Consider the following 18,112-nt stretch of genomic DNA (forward strand, 5'->3'; position numbering starts at 1 on the left):
GTGCTTTGTCCGCTGCAGAATCCCACGGTGCATCAGCAGGTTCTCGAGCAGATCATGGTCGCGAATCTGAAAGACACCGAACAGAGCTGGCAGTTGTTGCCGGATGGATCGTCAACGCGTATGAAAGCCGCGAAGGGCGAAGAGCCCTTCAACCTGCACAATTATTTCATGACGAATCCGAGTCTGTCTGGCCGTGGAAAGTCGCTTAAGGAATCTTCGCCACGCCGCCTCACGCGCCGTACCGAGCGTCAGCAATCGTCATAAGGGGTATAACCTGTGAAGCGGCCGCGCAAACGCGCCTCCAGCGTCGCGGTGATCGACATCGGCTCGAACTCAGTGCGCCTTGTCGTCTATGAATCGATGACGCGCAGCCTGGTTTCCCTGTTCAACGAGAAAACGCTGTGCGGACTGGGGCGGGAAGTTCAGAGCACGGGCCTGCTGGCGCCAGATGCCGTCGCCAAGGCCCTGACGTCGCTGCGGCGTTTCCGCGCGTTATGCAAAACCATGAAGGTCGGCCGCGTCCACGCGATCGCCACCGCGGCTTGCCGCGACGCCACCAACGGCCCTGATTTCATCGCCAAGGCGGAACGTATCTGCGGCGTCAGCATCGAAATCCTGTCAGGTCCACGCGAAGCGAAATTATCGGCGCTGGGCGTGATTTCCGGCATTCACAATCCGGACGGCATTGTCGGCGATCTCGGCGGCGGTTCGCTGGAATTGATCGACGTGCGCGGCAACCGCGTTCGCCAGGGCGTGACGCTTCCGCTTGGGAGTTTGGCGCTGCAGGACGCCTCGGATAAATCGCTGAAGCGCGCCGAACGTATCGTCAAGACCGATCTTTCCGGCGTGGCCCAGCTCAAGGCCGGCCGTGGCCGCACGTTTTACGCGGTCGGAGGAACATGGCGGGCGCTGGCGCGCATTCACATCATCCAGAGCGGCTATCCTCTGCGGGTGATGCATGGCTATTCGATCCCGGCGTCGGACGCGCTCGGTTTCGCGCAGCGCCTGCGTCGTCTCGCTTCCGCAAACATGTTGGCCAACATCGAAGCCGTCGCCGACGCAAGGCGGCCGCTATTGACCTATGCCGCCCTCGTTCTCGAATACATCATTCGCGTCGCCAAACCGAAGACGATCGTGTTTTCAACCTTCGGGGTGCGCGAAGGCCTGCTCTACGAGATGCTGCCGCAAACCGAGCGATCCAAGGATGGATTGATCTGCGCCGCCCAGACCCTGAACGAGCTGATGTCGCGCTCCGCGCGCCACGCCCAGGAACTGATCGGATGGACTGATCGTCTGGTCCGGGTCGTCAAGCTGCGGGAAACCGACGAAGATCGCCGTCTGCGCCATACCGCTTGCCTGCTGTCTGACATCGGATGGCGCGTACATCCCGACCATCGCGGCGAAGAGACCCTCAATCTCATCACCAACGGAAATTTCGGCTCGATCGGTCACCAGGGCCGGGCGTTTGTCGCGCTGTCGGTATTCTACCGCTATGCGGGCCTCAGCGAAGAAAACGAACCTCCGGCAGCCGTCCGCGAACTGGTGCCGCCGGCCATGGTCGAGCGCGCGCGCGTTCTCGGCGCAGCATTTCGCGTCGCCCATCTGATATCCGCGGCGCGGCCCGGTGTTTTGCCCGCGACCCATTTCCGCAGCCGCGGCCGCAAGCTGATGCTGGTGTTCGAGCACCGAATGGTCGATCTCGTCGCGGATCGCGTCGGCAGCCGTTTCAAGCAACTGGCCCGGTTGCTCGGCCGCTCCGGAACGATCGTTCGGAGCTAGGCGGCATGCCCGCCGTGGCGCAGTTTGCGTCGACGCCAGATCGATCCCACCACCAAGACCACAACGGCGCCCAGCACCGAGGCAACGTATCCGATGAGATCCGCATCCAGGCTGAAATGCGGCGACACGCCGAAGATCGCCGACGTCGCGTCGAGTTTGAGTTCAATCTGGCCGTCGAGAAGCCGCTGCAGAAAGGGATGAACGGCCGGATCGCTCTCGATCACATCGCCGGCGATCCACCCCAGCAGCATGGCCCCCAGCCAGACCAGGATCGGAAACCGGTCAAGCACAAACATGATCAGCGCCGCCCCGGCGATGATCATGGGAATGCTGATGGCAAGACCGAGGATCAGCAGCGAAAGCTGCCCGTTCGCGGCAGCGGCGACCGCGATGACGTTATCCAGACTCATGACGATATCGGCGATCACGACAATCCGGACGGCATGCCAAAGGCTGGTGCCCGCGGTAACGTCGTCGCCCTCATCCTCGGGCACCAGAAGCCTGGCCGCAATCACCAGCAGCGCAACGCCGCCGACCAGCTTCAGATAAGGCAACGCCATCAGCGTGGCGACAATGCCGGTGAATACGATCAGCAGGATCACCGCGATGCCGGCGCCGATCACCATGCCCCACAGGCGTTGCCGGGGATGAAGCCCGCGGCACGCCATCGCGATGACCAGCGCATTGTCGCCGGACAACAGCACGTTGATCCAGATGATCTTGCCGACCGCAAGCCAGAACGCCGGTTTTTGCAGGTCGATTTGAAATTGGGTGAAAAACGCCCCGATATTCGCGGGATCGAGGACCTGCAACAGCCAATTCACAGCCTGCCCCCCTGGCGCAACCGGCCGCCCTCCGCAGCAATCGTCGACTAAAGCCTTGGTTCTGATTGAATCAGAACCAAGACTCCGGTTTTTTGTCTTGACGCGTTTTCTTGACGCGAACCGGTACCCACTTCGCTCGAAAACGCTCTAACGTGCAAGCCGGCGTCGATCACCCGACGATTTCATTGCCGGAGAAAAACTGGGCGATTTCGATCGCCGCTGTCTCGGCTGCGTCCGAACCATGCACCGAGTTCTCACCGATCGACTTCGCATGCAGTTTGCGGATCGTTCCATCGGCGGCCTTTGAAGGATCGGTCGCGCCCATGACGTCGCGGTGCTTGAGCACGGCATTTTCACCCTCGAGAACCTGAACGACGACCGGCGCCGAGATCATGAAATCCACCAGTTCGCCAAAGAACGGCCGCGCCTTGTGCACGGCATAAAAGGTTTCGGCCTGCTCGCGGGTCATGCGAATGCGCTTCTGCGCGACGATGCGAAGTCCGGCCTTTTCGATCAGCGCATTGATGGCGCCGGTCAGGTTGCGCGCGGTCGCGTCCGGCTTGATGATGGAAAAGGTACGTTCGATCGCCATGGTTTCGTCCTTGAAAACGCTGATGGAAGTTGCGGGCTTATATCGGCGCCGCCGGCGAACGGCAAGCGATCAGGTGAGATGCCGCGGATCCGCCGGCGGGTCCGGAGGCGCAGAATTACAACAATTTCACGAAGATGAACCCTCTCTGAAACCATCGTCGCGGTCTCGTTCAGCTTCCAGGACATAGGCTTCAATCAACCGAACGCCTCGCCAGCCGGGGGCGCTACGGGGCAGCACATTTCACCTGATGGCGCCCACAGCGCCGAACCTGAGGAGAACGACATGTTACGCAAACTCGCGCTTGTTGCAGTTGCCGCGACTTCGCTGGGTGTAGCCGCCTTGGCGCCGACCTCCGCCTCGGCCTGGGGCGGCCATGGTTGGGGTGGCGGTGGTTGGCACGGTGGATGGCGTGGCGGCGGCTGGGGCTGGGGCGGTCCACGCTTCTACGTCGGCGGCCCGGTCTATGGGTACGGCGCCTACGGTGGGTATGGTTACGGCGGCTGCTATGTGCGGCGACTGGTCCCGACCCCGTGGGGACCCCGCTGGCGCCTGATTAATCGCTGCTATTGATCTCAATCGTCCGATCCGGAATCGGCATAGGGGGCGACCTTGTGGGTCGCTCCCCTGCCACACCACCCGGCTTGCGGGTCCGCACCGGGCGGTTCGAGAGGTTGAGGTCATGAGAGACGGGGCAGTCCCAGTCGATCCGACCATTTCAGGGTCAACACGGCGTTGAGGAGCATGCCGCTGTTGCGCCACCAGCGACGGCTGTTGGCCGCCACCTGTCGCGCAACATCAAGCTTGGCTCCCAGCGCCAGCAGTTCCCTGTACATGGTCGTACCGCGCTTCCACTGCTTGAGCTGGATGGCGCGCAACCGATGACGCAGCCACTGGTCGAGCTCTCGCCAGACCCTTGGTGTTTGCGCCAGCCGGAAGTACGCCTTCCATCCCCGAACATAGGGTCGCAGATGATCCACCACATCCTGCATACTGCGCCCGCCACTGCGGCAGGTCAGTTGCCGGATGCGCTGCTTGAACGTCATCAGCGGCTTGACGGCAACCTTGCGTTTGATCGCTCCGCCCGGGGCTACCCAAAAGCTGTAACCCAGGAACTTGCGACCAAACACACCGGTCACCGCGCTTTTGGTCTCGTTGACCGTCAAGCGCAGCTTGCCGTACAGCCGCCGAAGCAGCGCCATCACCCGTTCACCCGCCCGGCGGCTGCGGACGTAAACGTTCGCATCGTCGGCGTAGCGCACGAAGCAATGGCCCCGACGTTCCAGCGCCTTGTCCACTTCATCGAGCAGGACATTGGCCAGCAGCGGTGATAGCGGTCCGCCTTGCGGCGTCCCCATCGTGCGCGTCTGGACCACGCCATCGTTCATGATCCCGCTATTCAGATACGCCCGGATCAGCCGGATGACCCCGGTGTCCCCGATCCGTTTCTGAAGGCGGTCGATGAGGATGTCGTGATCGACCCGGTCAAAGAACTTTTCCAGGTCTACGTCCACCACGATCCGGCGGCCCGATTGCACGTATGACTGCGCCGCAAGGACGGCGTCATGCGCGCTTCGGCCCGGCCGGAAGCCGTAGCTGTGCTCGCTGAAGGTCGGATCAAGAATGGGCTGCAGCACTTGCAGCAGCGCCTGCTGGATCAAACGATCCGTCACCGTCGGGATGCCGAGCTCACGCTCGCCGCCCTCTGGCTTGGGAATCGTCACCCGACGTACCGGACTGGGCCGATACGTCCCCGACAACAGTTGCTCGCGAATCGCAGGCCACGCCATGCGCAGCTGCGCGGCGGTCTGGTCAATGTCCAGACCGTCCACGCCGGCTACGCCTTTGTTGGCCCGCACCCGCTTCCACGCCCGTTGCAGGTTCTCTCTCGTCAGCGCCGCCAAAAGCAGCGCTGACCCTGTGCCCTTCGGTTCATACCGCGGGCGGCGAGCTTCATCACTGCCCGGGCCGCCCGCGGATTCACCGCGTCCTACCCCGAACCGCCCTGCTTGCGCAGGCGTCTGATGCGATGCTCGCCACATCGGCATGGCGTCGAACACTCCCTCTCGTTCGGTCCTTCGCCTGTGGGTCAGCTTTGCCGCCTTCCCACCGACTGTCGGGTCGGAGGAGGCGCCCATTGAAGGGCTCGCCTCCGTCCGCCGCTCAAACGGAACGTGCAGTTTTCCCGCATTCCGCTTTCATGAATGGCTTCGCGAGATCCGGAGAGAAGGTATCAGCGAGACAAGGTTGACCAGCTTGAACTCACCCAGAAGCCGTTTGGTGGGATAGTTTTTCCAGCAGCTGTTCCGCCACCGCTTAGCGCGATGCGACCAAAGCCTTCGAACAATCCAACCGTCCAGTTGGTGGAAGCGCTTGCGAACTTGGGAGCGGCAGTAGTAGTTGCCCCATCCTCGGATGATCGGGTTGATCGTTTTAATCAACTCGCCCATTCGCAGAGGTGTTCTCCTCTGCGTCAGGGCCCGGATTTGATCCTTGAATCGGTCCAACGACTTTTGCGTAGGAATGGCGTAGAGATTATGCCGGTTCAACTTGGATGTGATGCGGTCGCGGCTTAGCTTCAATCGGCCTTTGCCGCGTCCGATCTTAAATCCTAGAAACTCGAAGCCCTGAGCGATGTGCACGATCCGGGTTTTCTCCCGGTTGAGCGTCACGCCAAGTTTTCCGAGAATCTTAGTTGCTTGAGCCAAGGCCGACTGAGCCTCGGCCCGAGTGCGACAGGTCACCACCCAGTCGTCAGCCCACCGTGTGAGCTGATATCCTTTGTGCCTCATCTCCTTATCGAAGGGAGTCAACAGGATATTGCTCAGCATTGGCGAGACGACGCCTCCTTGCGGGGTTCCTCGTGGAGTCTCGAATCGCTGACCCTTTGCCTCGTAGCCCGCCTTCAGCATCTGTTGAATGAGCTTCAACACGCCGCTGTCGGCGATTTGCTTTCCGAGGAGAGCCATGAGTTTCTCGTGATCCACGGACCCAAAGTAGTCTTTCAGGTCCGCATCCACGATCCACTCGTTTCCAGCCTCCACTTCGCGCCAGACTTTGGCCAGGGCATCGGCGGTCTTGCGACCCTTGCGATACCCAAAGCTGCTCGGATCAAAGACCTTCTCAAAGATCGGCTCCAGGCGATTGACCAGCGCCTGCTGGCAGACCCGGTCGTAGACCGAAGGTATGCCGAGAGGTCTTGTCTTGCCGGGAGCCCCTCTTTTCGGGATCTCCAGTCGTCGCACCGCTTGCGGCCGATAGGTCGTCTCTCGGAGCTCGCGATGGAGCCGCTCCAGATTTGCATCCAGGTCGGCCTCAAATTCTCCGATCGTCACCCCATCTGTGCCGCCCGCGCCCTGGTTGGCGCGAACGCGCTCCCACGCAAGCGTCAAGTTCTTGCGTGAGTATACCTTGTCCACCAGAGAGTGGACCTTCTGCTTCTGACCTTCGAACGTCAAATGATCGGATAGTCTCCTTGGAACGTGACGTTCGGGTTTTTCACAAAGGGAACTGTCCATCTTCACGCTCCTTTCTCATCTACCTCGATCACTCAAAGCTCGATCCATTCACGAACGTCCTTCCCCGGACCACTCTCGATCCGCCGTCGCCGGTCACGCGAGTTGTTCGTCTCGCGCTTCAGGTACTGTGACGTTCTCCGACTCCTGGCGGTGCATCACTTCCCATTTCGCTCTCGCTTATAGGGTCGCTTACCTGGTTTAAAACCAGGACACCGACAGGTCTCCTGGGGTCACGCATGAATCTTCCGTATCGTGCCGCCAGCAAACACCTTGGTACGATGGGTGAATGAGTAATGCCTTCGCCCCCATAGTGCGGGCTCGACCTAATCCCATCTTTGGCCGACCTGTTCATCAGGGGTCTCCCCCATTCGATTACAGCCCGATACTTCTCCTCAAACCCTTCGGATTCCGGATCGCTCCGGACACCCTGTCCTCCGAGATACGCCGAGCAACTGGCTCCAGGTCCGTCTTGGCTGTTTCCGGCTTTCGCCTGCGTGCCCGTTTAGACTTCTCCATACCCTCTTGCTCTCCCGGCCAGCGAGGCATTACCCCCGCTTTTGGATACAGCGCCCCTCATCCGAGCGCCGAGGGGACTTCAACCCCCATGATTCATGCGCTGCCCAGCGCACACTACGACCTCGGCTGACTTCTCGCTCCGGCTCAACACCGTTGCCCTTTCAGGCATAAAGCGAGATCTCCCCAGGTAAGAACGCACTCCTTCACTGCACGACCGCCGGATCTACGCCGCCTCCCCTTGATCACGAGAGCTTCGCGGTTCACGGCCCGCTCGCCCTGGTCGGCAACGCCTTCTATCCGGTTCTTGTGCATCGGCCCGCAGCTTCGCTCCACGCTTCCTCTCCACACTCGGTCGCCCTCATGCAGTTGCGCTTCGCTTCGCTCGCTGTGATCAGCTCACGGTGGGACTTGCACCCATAAGAGTGCGCCCATGCTGGGCGCACCGCTAAAAAGGCCCCGGCCCTCACGGCCGGGGCCTTTCTCTGCATCCGCATGGAACCATCGGCGGCCTTTTAATCAGAATTTCACCAGAAAAGTGCGCAATTGATCGACGGCTGGAAACATTTCCCACCCCCGCGACTTGTTCAGTGTCACCAGAAACGACCAAGGATGCGGAACTCGCCATGAACAGTCGAATTGCCGACGACAGCGAAAAAATCGATCGCAAGACCAGCCGATCGATCTGCGAGGCTGTAGGCGAACGGCTGCAGCAGAACCTTCGCCCGGAGACTTTGCGTCCGTCGTCCGATCTCGAGCACCTCTTGGACGAATTGCGCAAACGCGACGAAGGCGGCGGCCGCGCGATGCCGAATTAGGCCTAATATTGCAGCATCAGAGCCCGCAACGCAGCCATTTCGCACAATAAACTGGTTGCGTTTTTTGATGGCTCCGGTGAAAAGCCCGCATGCTTTCAATCACCGACATTTCGATCCGGATTGCCGGACGGCTTCTGATCGATAGTAGCTCGGCGCAGATCGTGCCCGGCGCGCGCGTCGGCTTCGTCGGCCGCAACGGCGTCGGCAAGTCAACGCTGTTTCACGCGATCCGCGGCGAATTGCCCACCGAAGCCGGCACCATCACCATCCCTCCGCGCTGGCGCGTCGGCAGTCTCGCGCAGGAAGCCCCCGACGGCCCGGAAAGCCTCGTCAATGTCGTGCTGAAGGCCGATCTTGAACGCGAAGCGCTGATGCACGAGGCAGAAACCGCGCACGATCCTACCCGCATCGCCGACATTCAAACCCGGTTGGTGGACATCGACGCGCATTCTGCCCCTGCCCGCGCCGCCGCGATCCTCGGCGGTCTCGGATTTTCCACCGCCGATCAGGCCCGATCCTGTTCGGAATTTTCCGGCGGCTGGCGCATGCGTGTCGCACTCGCGGCCACCTTGTTTTCGGCGCCCGATCTGCTGCTGCTCGACGAGCCGACCAACTATCTCGATCTCGAAGGCACGCTTTGGCTCGAAGATCATCTGGCGAATTATCCGCGCACCGTGATCGTGATCAGCCATGATCGAGACCTGCTCGACACCTCGGTCGACCAGATCCTGCACCTCGATCGCGGCAAGCTGACGCTCTACAAGGGGACCTACTCGTCGTTCGAAGAACAGCGTGCCACGCGCGAAATGCTGGATGCCAAGCACGCCAAGCGGCAAGCCGACGAGCGCAAACGGCTGCAAGCCTTTGTCGATCGCTTCAAGGCCAAGGCCTCGAAAGCCCGTCAGGCACAGTCCCGCGTCAAGATGCTGGAACGGATGAAGCCGGTGACCGCGCTGGTGACGCAGGACGTGCGCGAAATCTCGTTTCCCGTGCCCGACAAGATGCTGTCGCCGCCGATCATCGCGGTCGATGACGTTTCGGTCGGCTACGATCCGAAAAAGCCCGTCCTCAACCGGGTCACTCTGCGCATCGACACCGACGACCGCATCGCCCTGCTTGGTTCCAACGGCAACGGCAAATCTACACTGGTCAAGCTGCTCGCCAACAAGCTGGCGCCATTCTCGGGTCATGTCACCCGGGCGGAAAAACTCTCGGTCGGATATTTCGCGCAGCACCAGGTCGATGAACTCAATCTCGACGGCTCGCCCTACGATCATGTTCGCAAGCTGATGCCGGACGCCCCGGAGACCAAAGTACGCGGCCGTACCGGCGCGATCGGCTTTTCGGGCAAGGCTGGCGATACGCTGGTCAAAAGCCTGTCGGGCGGCGAAAAGGCGCGGCTGCTGCTGGGGCTGGCGACCTTCTTCGGTCCCAACATGATCATTCTGGACGAGCCGACCAACCATCTGGATATCGACAGCCGCGCGGCGCTGGCCGAGGCAATCAATGAATATCCCGGCGCGGTGATCATGGTCTCCCATGATCGCTATCTGATCGAAGCCTGCGCCGATCAATTGTGGGTCGTCGCCGATCACAAGGTTACCGCCTATGACGGCGACCTCGACGATTATCGCCGGATGGTGTTATCGGCACGCGGCATGCGTACCAATTCGCGCGACCGCGGCAGCAACGAGCGCGAAGGCGGGCGCGACAAGCCAACCCGCAACAAGGCCGAAAAGCGCATCCCGCTGAAGCAAAAGATTTCAGACGCCGAGGCCGAAATCGCGCGCATCAACGGCATCATCTCCAAGATCGACACCGCGCTTGCACTGCCAGATCTGTTCAAGCGCGACCCGAAGCAGGCCGCCCAGCTCAGCAAGGCGCGTGCGGGTGCGGCGAGCGCGTTGCAACGGGCCGAGGAAGAATGGCTGACGGCGAGTTCGCAATATGACGAAGCGACCGGCTGAGCCGGCTCAAGGCCGATGGAAGACGCCGCGGAACAATCAGGTCGCGGCCGGCTTTTTCTTTTTGGGCTTTGCGGTCTTGGGTTCGACCACCGGATCGGATCCGCGCTCGATCGCGGTCAGGCGTCCGGCCGTGAAGGTGTAGATTCCGGCGCGTTGCCCCCGCGAATAGTTGATGACCGCCACCCGATCGCCGCGGGCATTGTTCGAGAGACTGACGTTGTCAGGCGCGCCAATACCGCGCACGACATCGCATTCGGTATGACCGAGCGCGACGGATCCCGTGGTTGAGGGGACAGGCGCGGCAGCCGCACCATCGGCCAGGGCATTGGCGTTGGCAGGCACGCCTGCCGTCGTCATTCCCGGGCAATAGCCTTCGGCGCTGACCAGATCCTCCGCCGTGACCGGTTTGTCGGGAGTCAGAGGCGGCGTTTCGATCGAAACGTTCTTGATGAAGAGCCTGCCGCTGCGGGAAAACCATTCCGCATCCCGCGAAAAGAGATCGGACGAAAACATATCGGACGTGCCTGCGCAGCCCGCCATCATGGGGGCGAACACAAGCAACGCCAGCATTCGTTTGCGGTGACGGTATTTGTCTCGCACGATCAACTAAATCCCAATCCCGTCCTAAACGGTTGTCCCACCATCACTTTGCGGCACGACCGTGGCTATTTGCAAGCGCGCCGGCCGAAACCGCAGATTATCATTAATTGCCGGATATCGCTATTCTCGCCGCTGCCACCGGCCCCGTTCGTCGGCCTGCCAGTAGGTGACCTCGAAACCCCGCGTCCTGCAATCGGTCCAGGCGCTTCGCGCTGCGGCGAGAGCCTCGCCGTCGTCGCCGTTGAACACCAGGACGACCCGATCATAGGCGTCCGAATCCGCCGGCAAGGGTGCGCTGTCGACCAGAAACCTGACATTGGCCCGATTCGGGTTGCCCTCCTCCACCGCCAGCACGATCGGCTGATCCTGGGCGTCGCCGGCGCGCCAGGTGGCGTGTGGCAGGAACGAATCGTCGCGATAGGTCCACAGATGCGCGTCGAGCGCGTCGGCGCGCTCTGGCGATGTCGCCTGAACGACCACCCGCCAGCCACGCTCCAGCGACTTCTCCAGCAGCGGCGGCAAGACGCTCTCGAGCGTCATGTCCTGCAGATGGTAGAACAGAACTTCCGTCATCCGGTTTTCAGCTATTTGTTTTGAAGCTATTCCTTTTAAGCTATTTCTTGGCTTCGTAATATTCCGCGACCAGCCGCTCCAGCAGCCGAACGCCGTAGCCCGACCCCCAGCTTTGATTGATCTCGGTTTTCGGCGCACCCATCGCCGTTCCCGCGATATCGAGATGGGCCCATGGCGTGCCGTCGACGAAGCGCTGCAGGAACTGCGCGGCGGTGATCGAACCGCCGTTGCGGGTGCCGGTGTTTTTCATGTCGGCGAACTGCGAATCGATCTGCTTGTCGTATTCCGGGCCAAGCGGCATGCGCCAGACCCGCTCTCCCGTCTCAAGCCCGACCTTGCTCAGGCGTTCGGCCAATTCGTCATTGTTGGAAAACATTCCCGCGTATTCGGTGCCCAGCGCGACCATGATCGCACCGGTGAGTGTGGCAAGATCGACCATGAATTTCGGCTTGAACTTCTTCGCCACGTGCCAGAGCACGTCGGCCAGCACCAGCCGGCCTTCGGCATCGGTGTTGATGATCTCAATGGTCTGGCCGGACATCGAGGTCACGATATCGCCGGGACGCTGCGCGTTGCCATCGGGCATGTTCTCGACCACGCCGATGGCGCCGACCGCATTGACCTTGGCCTTCCGCGCGGCCAGCGCCTGCATCAATCCGACCACACAGGCAGCGCCGCCCATGTCGCCTTTCATGTCCTCCATGCCGGAGGCGCCCTTGATGGAGATGCCGCCGGTATCGAAACAAACGCCCTTGCCGATAAAGGCAACCGGCGCATCGCCGCGCTTGCCGCCGTTCCAGCGCATGATCACGGTCCGGCCCGGCTGCGTGGAGCCTTGGGCGACGCCGAGCAGCGCGCCCATTCCGAGTTTCGTCATCGCCTTGACGTCGAGGATCTCGACATCGACGCCGAGTTTGCGCAATTGAGCGGCACGCCGCGCAAATTCCACCGGGAATAATACGTTGGGTGGCTCATTGACGAGGTCCCGCGCGGTGATGACGCCATCGACGATGTGCGAATCCGGCGCGAACGCTTTTCGCGTCGCGGCCACATCGTCGACCGCGAGCGAGATGTCGGCGCGCAATGCAGCCTCCTCGCCGTCCTTTTTCTTGGTTTTGTAGCGGTCGAATTTATAGGCGCGCAACCGCACGCCCGATGCGACCGCGGCGGCCTGATCGGGCTTCATGGCCCCATCCGGCAATTCGGCGATAATCGTCGCGGCATCGTTGCCGGCACGTAGTTTGCCGGCTGCCACGCCGCCAAATTTCAGAAAGTCGTTATCCTTGAGCGCAGCAAGCTTGCCGGCGCCGACCACGATCAGGCGCGAAACCTTCAGGCCCCCGGGCGCCAGAATATCCAGCGTGGACCCGCTCTTGCCCTTGAATTGGCTGGTCGCGGCGGCGCGTTTGACCAGATCGGCCGCCGACCCCAGCACTTTGCGGGTCGCTGCGCCGAGTTTCAACGAATCGTCGCAGAAAACCACCAGAATGCCGCGTGGGGCGGTGGAAAACGGGACGAAGCCGACCTTGACGGCGTCGGTCATAGGCAAATCCTCCAAAATCAGGGCTGTCGCAGGGGTCGGTGACCCATCGGGCGGTATTTCGAATGTTCTCTTCCCGGCTGCGATGCACATCCGTCAAGAGCGTGGTTCGGCGCACTATGGCCTGTCCGCCGCCGCGCTGCCAAGCGCCGCCGTGGCCGCTCGGCCACATAAGCCGAATTATTAACCATATCGTAAGGGCGCCATGGCGCAGCCATTTTGTTGACGGATCAAAGGGATGGTAGTGAGAGAGTAAGCCAGCTGGACGAATGGCGGCGCGACCAAAGGGGACCCCCGATTTTCGGGGTTTGGTCGCAGCTGCAGTGCCAGTTCGCAAGGTGGGATCGTGCGGTAGCGATGGGGTCGATCGACAAGTATATCTTTCGCACGACGCTTGCGTCGTTTGCGCTGGTTCTGGTCAGCCTGACAGGGGTGATCTGGATTACGCAGGCGTTGCGCGGCATCGACCTGATGACCAGCCAGGGGCAGACCATCCTGACCTTCCTCGGCGTCACCAGCCTGGTGATTCCGGCGCTGGTCCTGATCATCTCGCCGATCGCCCTGATGATCGCGATCTCGCATACCCTGAACAAGCTCGCGACCGATTCGGAGATCATCGTGATGAACGCCGCCGGCCTGTCGCCGTTCCGGCTGTTTCGTCCCTTCATCTATGCCACCTGCGTGGTGGCGATCATGGTTGCCTTTATTGCCTCCTACCTCGCCCCCGACGGCATGCGGCGCCTTAAACAATGGGATGCCGAAATCACCGCGGATGTGCTGACCAACATTCTGCAACCCGGCCGCTTCGCCCAGCTCGACCAGAATCTGACCATGCGCATCCGCGAGCGGCAACCGGGCGGTCTGCTGGTCGGCATCTTTATCGATGACCGCCGTGATCCCAAGGAACGCGTCAGCATCGTTGCCGACCATGGGACCGTCGTGAAAAGCGAAAGCGGCTCCTTTCTGATTCTCGAGGATGGAAATCTCGAACGCTTCGAGCTCGGCAAACGCGATCCGGCGCTGGTCGCGTTCGGCCGTTATGGATTCGACATGTCGAGATTCTCGAATCAGGGCCACGACGTCGCGTTGGGCATTCGCGAACGCTACATCTGGGAACTGCTGGCGCCCCCGGACAACGATCCGGTGTATCTGCAAATACCCGGACAATTTCGCGCCGAGCTACATGATCGCTTCATGGCGCCAGTCTATCCATTTGCATTTGCGGCGCTCACCTTTGCCTTTCTCGGCGCGCCGCGCACCACGCGTCAAAGCCGCAACTTTTCGATCGGCAGTTCCATCCTCGCGGTGTTCGGGCTGCGCATGGCAGGATTCGCCTGTTCCGTGATGGCGGTAAAATCACCGCTCGCTCCGGCCATTCAATATCTGATGCTGGCCGCGGCCATCGGCGTCAGCCTCTGGATCATCATCGGAGGCGTCGTGGTGGAGCCGCCGGCTGGGCTGATAGAGGCGATCAACAAATCGAACGCGCGTCTGCTGCGGCTTTTTGGGCGGCCGGCCACAGCATGAGCATGATGACCAACACGCTTGGGCGTTATTTTGCCGGCCGCTTTGTGGTTTCGGCACTCGGCGTGTTTGCCAGCATCTTCGTGCTTCTGGTGCTGGTCGATTACATCGAAATGGTCAGGAAAACGTCGGGGCTGGTTGATGCTTCCGCGATCGCGGTCGCGGAAACGTCGCTGTTCCGGGTCCCGCAACTGCTCGAGAAGATGATGCCGTTTTGCATCCTGATCGGGGCGATGACCTGCTATCTGGCGCTGTCGCGGCGACTGGAACTGGTGGTCGCGCGCGCCGCGGGCGTTTCCGCGTGGCAGTTCATCGCGCCGGCATTGGCAAGCGCGATCGCGCTCGGGACTCTGGCAACGACGGCCTACAATCCGATGTCCGCGAATCTGCGCGAAATCTCAAAACGGATGGAGGCGGAGCTGTTCGGTTCCGCGCCCGGCGGCGGCGTCCAGGATGCGTCCGGATTCTGGATCAATCAGATAAACAGCGACGGCCAGGCCATCATCAACGCGGCCCGCAGCGAGCAGCAGGGCGTGCGATTGACCGGGCTGACGGTGTTCCGGTTCGATAATGACTATCAGTTCAAGGAACGAATCGAAGCGCAGGAGGCCGCGCTCGAGGAAGGGCACTGGCTGTTCAAAACCGTGCGGCGGTACTCGCTCGAGGGACCGCCGGTCGACGAGGACAGCTTCTCCCTCGCCACCAGCCTGACGCCGGCCCAGGTTCGCAACAGTTTCTCCACCCCGGAAACTGTGTCTTTTTGGCAACTACCTGGCTACATCCGCTCGTCTGAAAGTTCGGGATTCGCCACGGCCGGGTACCGGTTGCAATATCATAAGCTTCTGGCACAGCCGTTTCTGCTGGCAGCAATGGTCATGCTGGCAGCGGCCGTCAGCCTGAGGTTCTTCCGTTTCGGCGGCGTGCAAAAGATGGTTTTGAGTGGCGTGGGAGCTGGCTTTCTGCTCTACGTTCTGTCGAAAGTAACTGAGGATTTGAGCAAGGCTGAGTTGATGCATCCGATCGCTTCGGCGTGGCTGCCCGTGTGCGTGGGCGGCCTCACCGGCTTTTTGGCCTTGTTGTACCAGGAGGACGGGTAGTGGCCGTTGTCGCCGCCCTCCAAGGAAGGTCGCCAGCGTTCCGGCGGCGCATTGATGCGCGCCGCCACGGACCCCGTTTGGCTGCCGTTATCGCACCCGTTTTTGTGCTGGTTTTGGGATTCATAGCCGCCGGCGTGCTCGGTATTGCGGCGATGACGCCGGCCTCGGCGCAGGGCTTCACCTACAATCCGAACCCTCCCCGGCCGAAACCGCCCAAAACTGCCAACGACGGACAGATGCTGGTCCAGGCGGTCGAGGTGGACTACGATTACAACAATTCGCGGGTGTCGGCGGTCGGCAACGTGCAGATGTTCTACAACGGCACCAGCGTCGAGGCCGACAAGGTCATCTACGATCAGAAGACCAAGCGGCTTCATGCCGAAGGCAATATCCGCATGACCGATGCGGACGGCAAGATCACCTACGCCAACATTATGGATTTGAGCGACGACTACCGCGACGGGTTCGTCGATTCGCTGCGGGTCGATACCGCCGATTCGACCCGGATGGCCGCGACGCGCGCCGACCGCTCCAGCGGCAACTACACCGTGTTCGAAAATGGTGTCTACACGGCTTGCGCACCCTGCAAGGATGATCCGAAGAAGCCGCCGCTGTGGCAGATCAAGGGTATGCGCATCATTCACGACCAGATCGACAAGATGCTGTACTTCGAAAACGCACAGCTGGAATTCTTCGGCGTTCCGATGGCGTATCTGCCGTATTTTTCGACGCCCGACCCGACCGTGAAACGTAAATCGGGATTCCTGATGCCGGGCGTGACCACGAATACGACCTACGGATATGCCATTGAGGTCCCGTACTATTGGGCGATCGCTCCCGACTATGATGCGACCATCAACCCACGCTTCACCACCCAGCAGGGCGTGCTGATGCAGGCCGAGTTCCGCCAGCGCCTGTTGGATGGATCCTATCAGATCCGCGCCTACGGCATCGACCAGATGGATCCAGGTGCTTTCGCCGGTCAGTCCGGAGATCGTCAATTCCGCGGCGGCGTTGAGAGCAAGGGCGAGTTCGCACTGAACGACAAGTGGGTTTGGGGCTGGGAAGGCGTCGTGCTGACCGACTATATGATGCTGTCGGATTACAGGCTGGGCCAGTACAAGGATCCGCTGCAGTCATTCCTGACGCTGCCGACGGAAGCCGTTTCCCAGCTCTATTTGACAGGAGTAGGCAACCGCAGCTTCTTCGACGCGCGCGCGATCTATTATCTCAGTCTTTCGGGTAATCAGTCGCAGGTCCCCATCGTAGCCCCGGTGATCGACTATTCGAACGTGATCAACCATTCGGTGCTGGGCGGCGAGTTCAGCTACAAAACGAACTTCACCAACCTGAACCGCGAAACCGCGGTTTTCGATCCGGTCACCACCGCGGCCCAGGCCGCCGGTACCTGCCTGACAACAAATTCGGCCGATACGGCCAAGAGTATCGTACCTGCGAACTGCCTGCTTCGCGGCATGCCCGGCACCTATACGCGATTGACGGGTGAAGCGGACTGGCGTCGGTCGTTCACCGATTCCGCGGGTGAAATCTGGACGCCGTTTGCAAGCATCCGCGCGGATGCGATCAACGCCGACATCTCGAACCAGCCCGGCGTCTCGAACTATCTGCCGGTCGGCGACACCCAGGCCCTGCGCGTGATGCCCACGGTCGGCCTCGAATATCGCTACCCCTTCATCAACGTTCAGCCGTGGGGCACCACGACGATCGAGCCGATCGCACAGGTCATCATTCGTCCCAACGAATCCTATGCGGGCAAATTGCCCAACGAGGACTCGCAGAGCATGACCTTCGACACCAGCAATCTGTTCAGCGTCGACAAATTCTCAGGCTACGACCGCGTCGAAGGCGGCGGCCGCGCCAATGTCGGCGCGCAGGCAACAACGCAATTCGACCGTGGCGGCTCCGTCACCGCGATGTTTGGACAATCCTATCAGCTGTTCGGCATGAATTCGTTCGCGGTGGCGGATGTGACCAATACCGGAGTCGATTCAGGTTTACAGACCCCCAAATCCGATTATGTCGCCAGCCTCGCCTATTCACCCAACAGGACTTATACCTTCAGCACACGCGCGCGAATCGATCAGGCGACCGGGGAAGTCCAGCGCTTCGAGGCTGAGGGGCGCGCTTCCTTCGACCGCTGGTCGGTCAGTGTGATGTACGGCGACTATGCGGCTCAGCCGGATCTGGGATATCTGGTGCGCCGCGAAGGCATTCTTGTCAGCGGATCGGTCAAGGTCGCCAGCAACTGGGTGGCGCAAGGATCTGCGCGATGGGACCTTGTCGCGAACCAGATCAATCAATACGTCGTGGGCGCGGGGTATGTGGATGATTGCTTCGTGCTGGCGGCCAATTATGTCACGTCCTATTCCTACGCCACGACCACATCGCCGCCCATACTTGGCCACGCTTTCATGCTGCAGCTCGGCTTGCGGACTCTAGCCCAAACGTCCACGCAGTAGAATCGGCGCCGGGCTTGCGCCCCGAAGGACCAATTCCGGGTCCGGCCGCACTTAGGATCGGTTAACAGCGGTTAATATGATGATGACGACCACATTCATTGACCGGCTTTCGGCTGTCATCCTGGGTTGCACGGCCCTGATCTTGATGGGGTGCGGATCGCCGTTGCACGCGCAAACCGTCGCCGTCATGGTCAACGGCGAACCCATCACCAATTTCGACATTGAGCAGCGCGGCAAGCTGATCACCCTCAGCACTCACAAGCCCACGGACCGCCAGCAGGTGATCGACG

14 protein-coding genes and 2 pseudogenes are annotated in these 18,112 nt (G+C 61.1%); 9 read left to right on the forward strand and 7 right to left on the reverse strand.

Going from position 1 to position 18,112, the window contains the following annotated elements; translation table 11 throughout:
• Positions 1 to 264, forward strand: a pseudogene (locus tag ABR948_RS17465) (RNA degradosome polyphosphate kinase); the annotation flags it as partial.
• 12 nt (positions 265 to 276) lie between these two features.
• On the forward strand, positions 277 to 1,779 hold the full coding sequence (gene ppx / locus ABR948_RS17470) for an exopolyphosphatase (RefSeq protein ID WP_428120097.1): 1,503 nt from the start codon (positions 277 to 279) through the stop codon (positions 1,777 to 1,779).
• On the opposite strand, the gene ABR948_RS17475 is transcribed toward ppx, so the two are convergent.
• Both ABR948_RS17475 and ndk read right to left on the reverse strand, forming a co-directional pair.
• A complete protein-coding gene (locus ABR948_RS17475) occupies positions 1,776 to 2,603 on the reverse strand; it encodes a TerC family protein (RefSeq protein WP_428120099.1) in 828 nt (275 codons plus the stop codon). The two genes, ppx and ABR948_RS17475, sit on opposite strands and share 4 nt — an antisense overlap.
• A 169-nt stretch (positions 2,604 to 2,772) precedes the next feature.
• Positions 2,773 to 3,195, reverse strand: coding sequence for a nucleoside-diphosphate kinase (gene ndk / locus ABR948_RS17480; protein ID WP_428120101.1), 423 nt, complete (start codon positions 3,193 to 3,195; stop codon positions 2,773 to 2,775).
• A 282-nt stretch (positions 3,196 to 3,477) separates the two neighbouring features.
• Between ndk and ABR948_RS17485 the strand changes: the two genes are divergently transcribed.
• Entirely contained in the window at positions 3,478 to 3,765 is a 288-nt protein-coding gene (locus tag ABR948_RS17485; protein ID WP_428120103.1) for a sulfur globule protein precursor, read from the forward strand.
• Between the two features lie 107 nt (positions 3,766 to 3,872).
• On the opposite strand, the gene ltrA (ABR948_RS17490) is transcribed toward ABR948_RS17485, so the two are convergent.
• Positions 3,873 to 5,252, reverse strand: a complete 1,380-nt coding sequence (gene ltrA / locus ABR948_RS17490) for a group II intron reverse transcriptase/maturase (RefSeq protein WP_428120105.1) — start codon at positions 5,250 to 5,252, stop codon at positions 3,873 to 3,875.
• Between the two features lie 138 nt (positions 5,253 to 5,390).
• Positions 5,391 to 6,710 carry a group II intron reverse transcriptase/maturase gene (gene ltrA, locus ABR948_RS17495; RefSeq protein WP_423875585.1) on the reverse strand — a complete coding sequence of 440 codons (1,320 nt, stop codon included), beginning with the start codon at positions 6,708 to 6,710 and terminating at the stop codon, positions 5,391 to 5,393.
• Between the two features lie 1,139 nt (positions 6,711 to 7,849).
• On the opposite strand from ltrA (ABR948_RS17495), the gene ABR948_RS17500 reads away from it, so the two are divergent.
• Both ABR948_RS17500 and abc-f read left to right on the forward strand, forming a co-directional pair.
• Positions 7,850 to 8,041 (forward strand): hypothetical protein, encoded by a 192-nt coding sequence (locus ABR948_RS17500; RefSeq protein WP_428120107.1) that lies wholly within the window; start codon positions 7,850 to 7,852, stop codon positions 8,039 to 8,041.
• A gap of 89 nt (positions 8,042 to 8,130) precedes the next feature.
• Positions 8,131 to 10,008, forward strand: a complete 1,878-nt coding sequence (gene abc-f / locus ABR948_RS17505; protein WP_428120109.1) for a ribosomal protection-like ABC-F family protein — start codon at positions 8,131 to 8,133, stop codon at positions 10,006 to 10,008.
• Between the two features lie 36 nt (positions 10,009 to 10,044).
• Here abc-f and ABR948_RS17510 read toward each other — a convergent pair whose 3' ends face one another.
• From ABR948_RS17510 to ABR948_RS17520, 3 genes are all read right to left on the reverse strand, one after another.
• Complete coding sequence (locus tag ABR948_RS17510; RefSeq protein ID WP_428120122.1) at positions 10,045 to 10,578, reverse strand: hypothetical protein; 534 nt, start codon at positions 10,576 to 10,578, stop codon at positions 10,045 to 10,047.
• A gap of 150 nt (positions 10,579 to 10,728) precedes the next feature.
• The gene (locus ABR948_RS17515) at positions 10,729 to 11,181 is read right to left on the reverse strand and encodes a DNA polymerase III subunit chi (protein ID WP_428120111.1); all 453 of its coding nucleotides are present in this window, start codon (positions 11,179 to 11,181) and stop codon (positions 10,729 to 10,731) included.
• Between the two features lie 40 nt (positions 11,182 to 11,221).
• Entirely contained in the window at positions 11,222 to 12,724 is a 1,503-nt protein-coding gene (locus ABR948_RS17520; RefSeq protein ID WP_428120113.1) for a leucyl aminopeptidase, read from the reverse strand.
• A 354-nt stretch (positions 12,725 to 13,078) separates the two neighbouring features.
• Between ABR948_RS17520 and lptF the strand changes: the two genes are divergently transcribed.
• The 4 genes and pseudogenes from lptF to ABR948_RS17540 form a co-directional block, all read left to right on the forward strand.
• Positions 13,079 to 14,248 (forward strand): LPS export ABC transporter permease LptF, encoded by a 1,170-nt coding sequence (gene lptF, locus ABR948_RS17525; RefSeq protein ID WP_428120115.1) that lies wholly within the window; start codon positions 13,079 to 13,081, stop codon positions 14,246 to 14,248.
• Positions 14,245 to 15,342, forward strand: a complete 1,098-nt coding sequence (lptG, locus tag ABR948_RS17530) for an LPS export ABC transporter permease LptG (protein WP_428120117.1) — start codon at positions 14,245 to 14,247, stop codon at positions 15,340 to 15,342. The genes lptF and lptG overlap by 4 nt, the downstream gene beginning before the upstream one ends.
• On the forward strand, positions 15,342 to 17,822 hold the full coding sequence (locus ABR948_RS17535) for an LPS-assembly protein LptD (RefSeq protein ID WP_428120119.1): 2,481 nt from the start codon (positions 15,342 to 15,344) through the stop codon (positions 17,820 to 17,822). The genes lptG and ABR948_RS17535 overlap by 1 nt, the downstream gene beginning before the upstream one ends.
• Before the next feature lie 145 nt (positions 17,823 to 17,967).
• A pseudogene (locus tag ABR948_RS17540) lies at positions 17,968 to 18,112 on the forward strand (peptidylprolyl isomerase); the annotation flags it as partial.

The organism is Bradyrhizobium sp., assembly GCF_050014615.1.
GTDB lineage: Bacteria > Pseudomonadota > Alphaproteobacteria > Rhizobiales > Xanthobacteraceae > Bradyrhizobium.

What these genes read in the sequence shown, in the direction of transcription:
- ndk (WP_428120101.1), bottom strand. Translation starts at nt 3,195, where the DNA reads ATGGCGATCGAACGTACCTTTTCCATCATCAAGCCGGACGCGACCGCG.
- ABR948_RS17485 (WP_428120103.1), top strand. Translation starts at nt 3,478, where the DNA reads ATGTTACGCAAACTCGCGCTTGTTGCAGTTGCCGCGACTTCGCTGGGT.
- ltrA (WP_423875585.1), bottom strand. Translation starts at nt 6,710, where the DNA reads ATGGACAGTTCCCTTTGTGAAAAACCCGAACGTCACGTTCCAAGGAGA.
- ABR948_RS17500 (WP_428120107.1), top strand. Translation starts at nt 7,850, where the DNA reads ATGAACAGTCGAATTGCCGACGACAGCGAAAAAATCGATCGCAAGACC.
- abc-f (WP_428120109.1), top strand. Translation starts at nt 8,131, where the DNA reads ATGCTTTCAATCACCGACATTTCGATCCGGATTGCCGGACGGCTTCTG.
- ABR948_RS17510 (WP_428120122.1), bottom strand. Translation starts at nt 10,578, where the DNA reads ATGCTGGCGTTGCTTGTGTTCGCCCCCATGATGGCGGGCTGCGCAGGC.
- ABR948_RS17515 (WP_428120111.1), bottom strand. Translation starts at nt 11,181, where the DNA reads ATGACGGAAGTTCTGTTCTACCATCTGCAGGACATGACGCTCGAGAGC.
- ABR948_RS17520 (WP_428120113.1), bottom strand. Translation starts at nt 12,724, where the DNA reads ATGACCGACGCCGTCAAGGTCGGCTTCGTCCCGTTTTCCACCGCCCCA.
- lptF (WP_428120115.1), top strand. Translation starts at nt 13,079, where the DNA reads ATGGGGTCGATCGACAAGTATATCTTTCGCACGACGCTTGCGTCGTTT.
- lptG (WP_428120117.1), top strand. Translation starts at nt 14,245, where the DNA reads ATGAGCATGATGACCAACACGCTTGGGCGTTATTTTGCCGGCCGCTTT.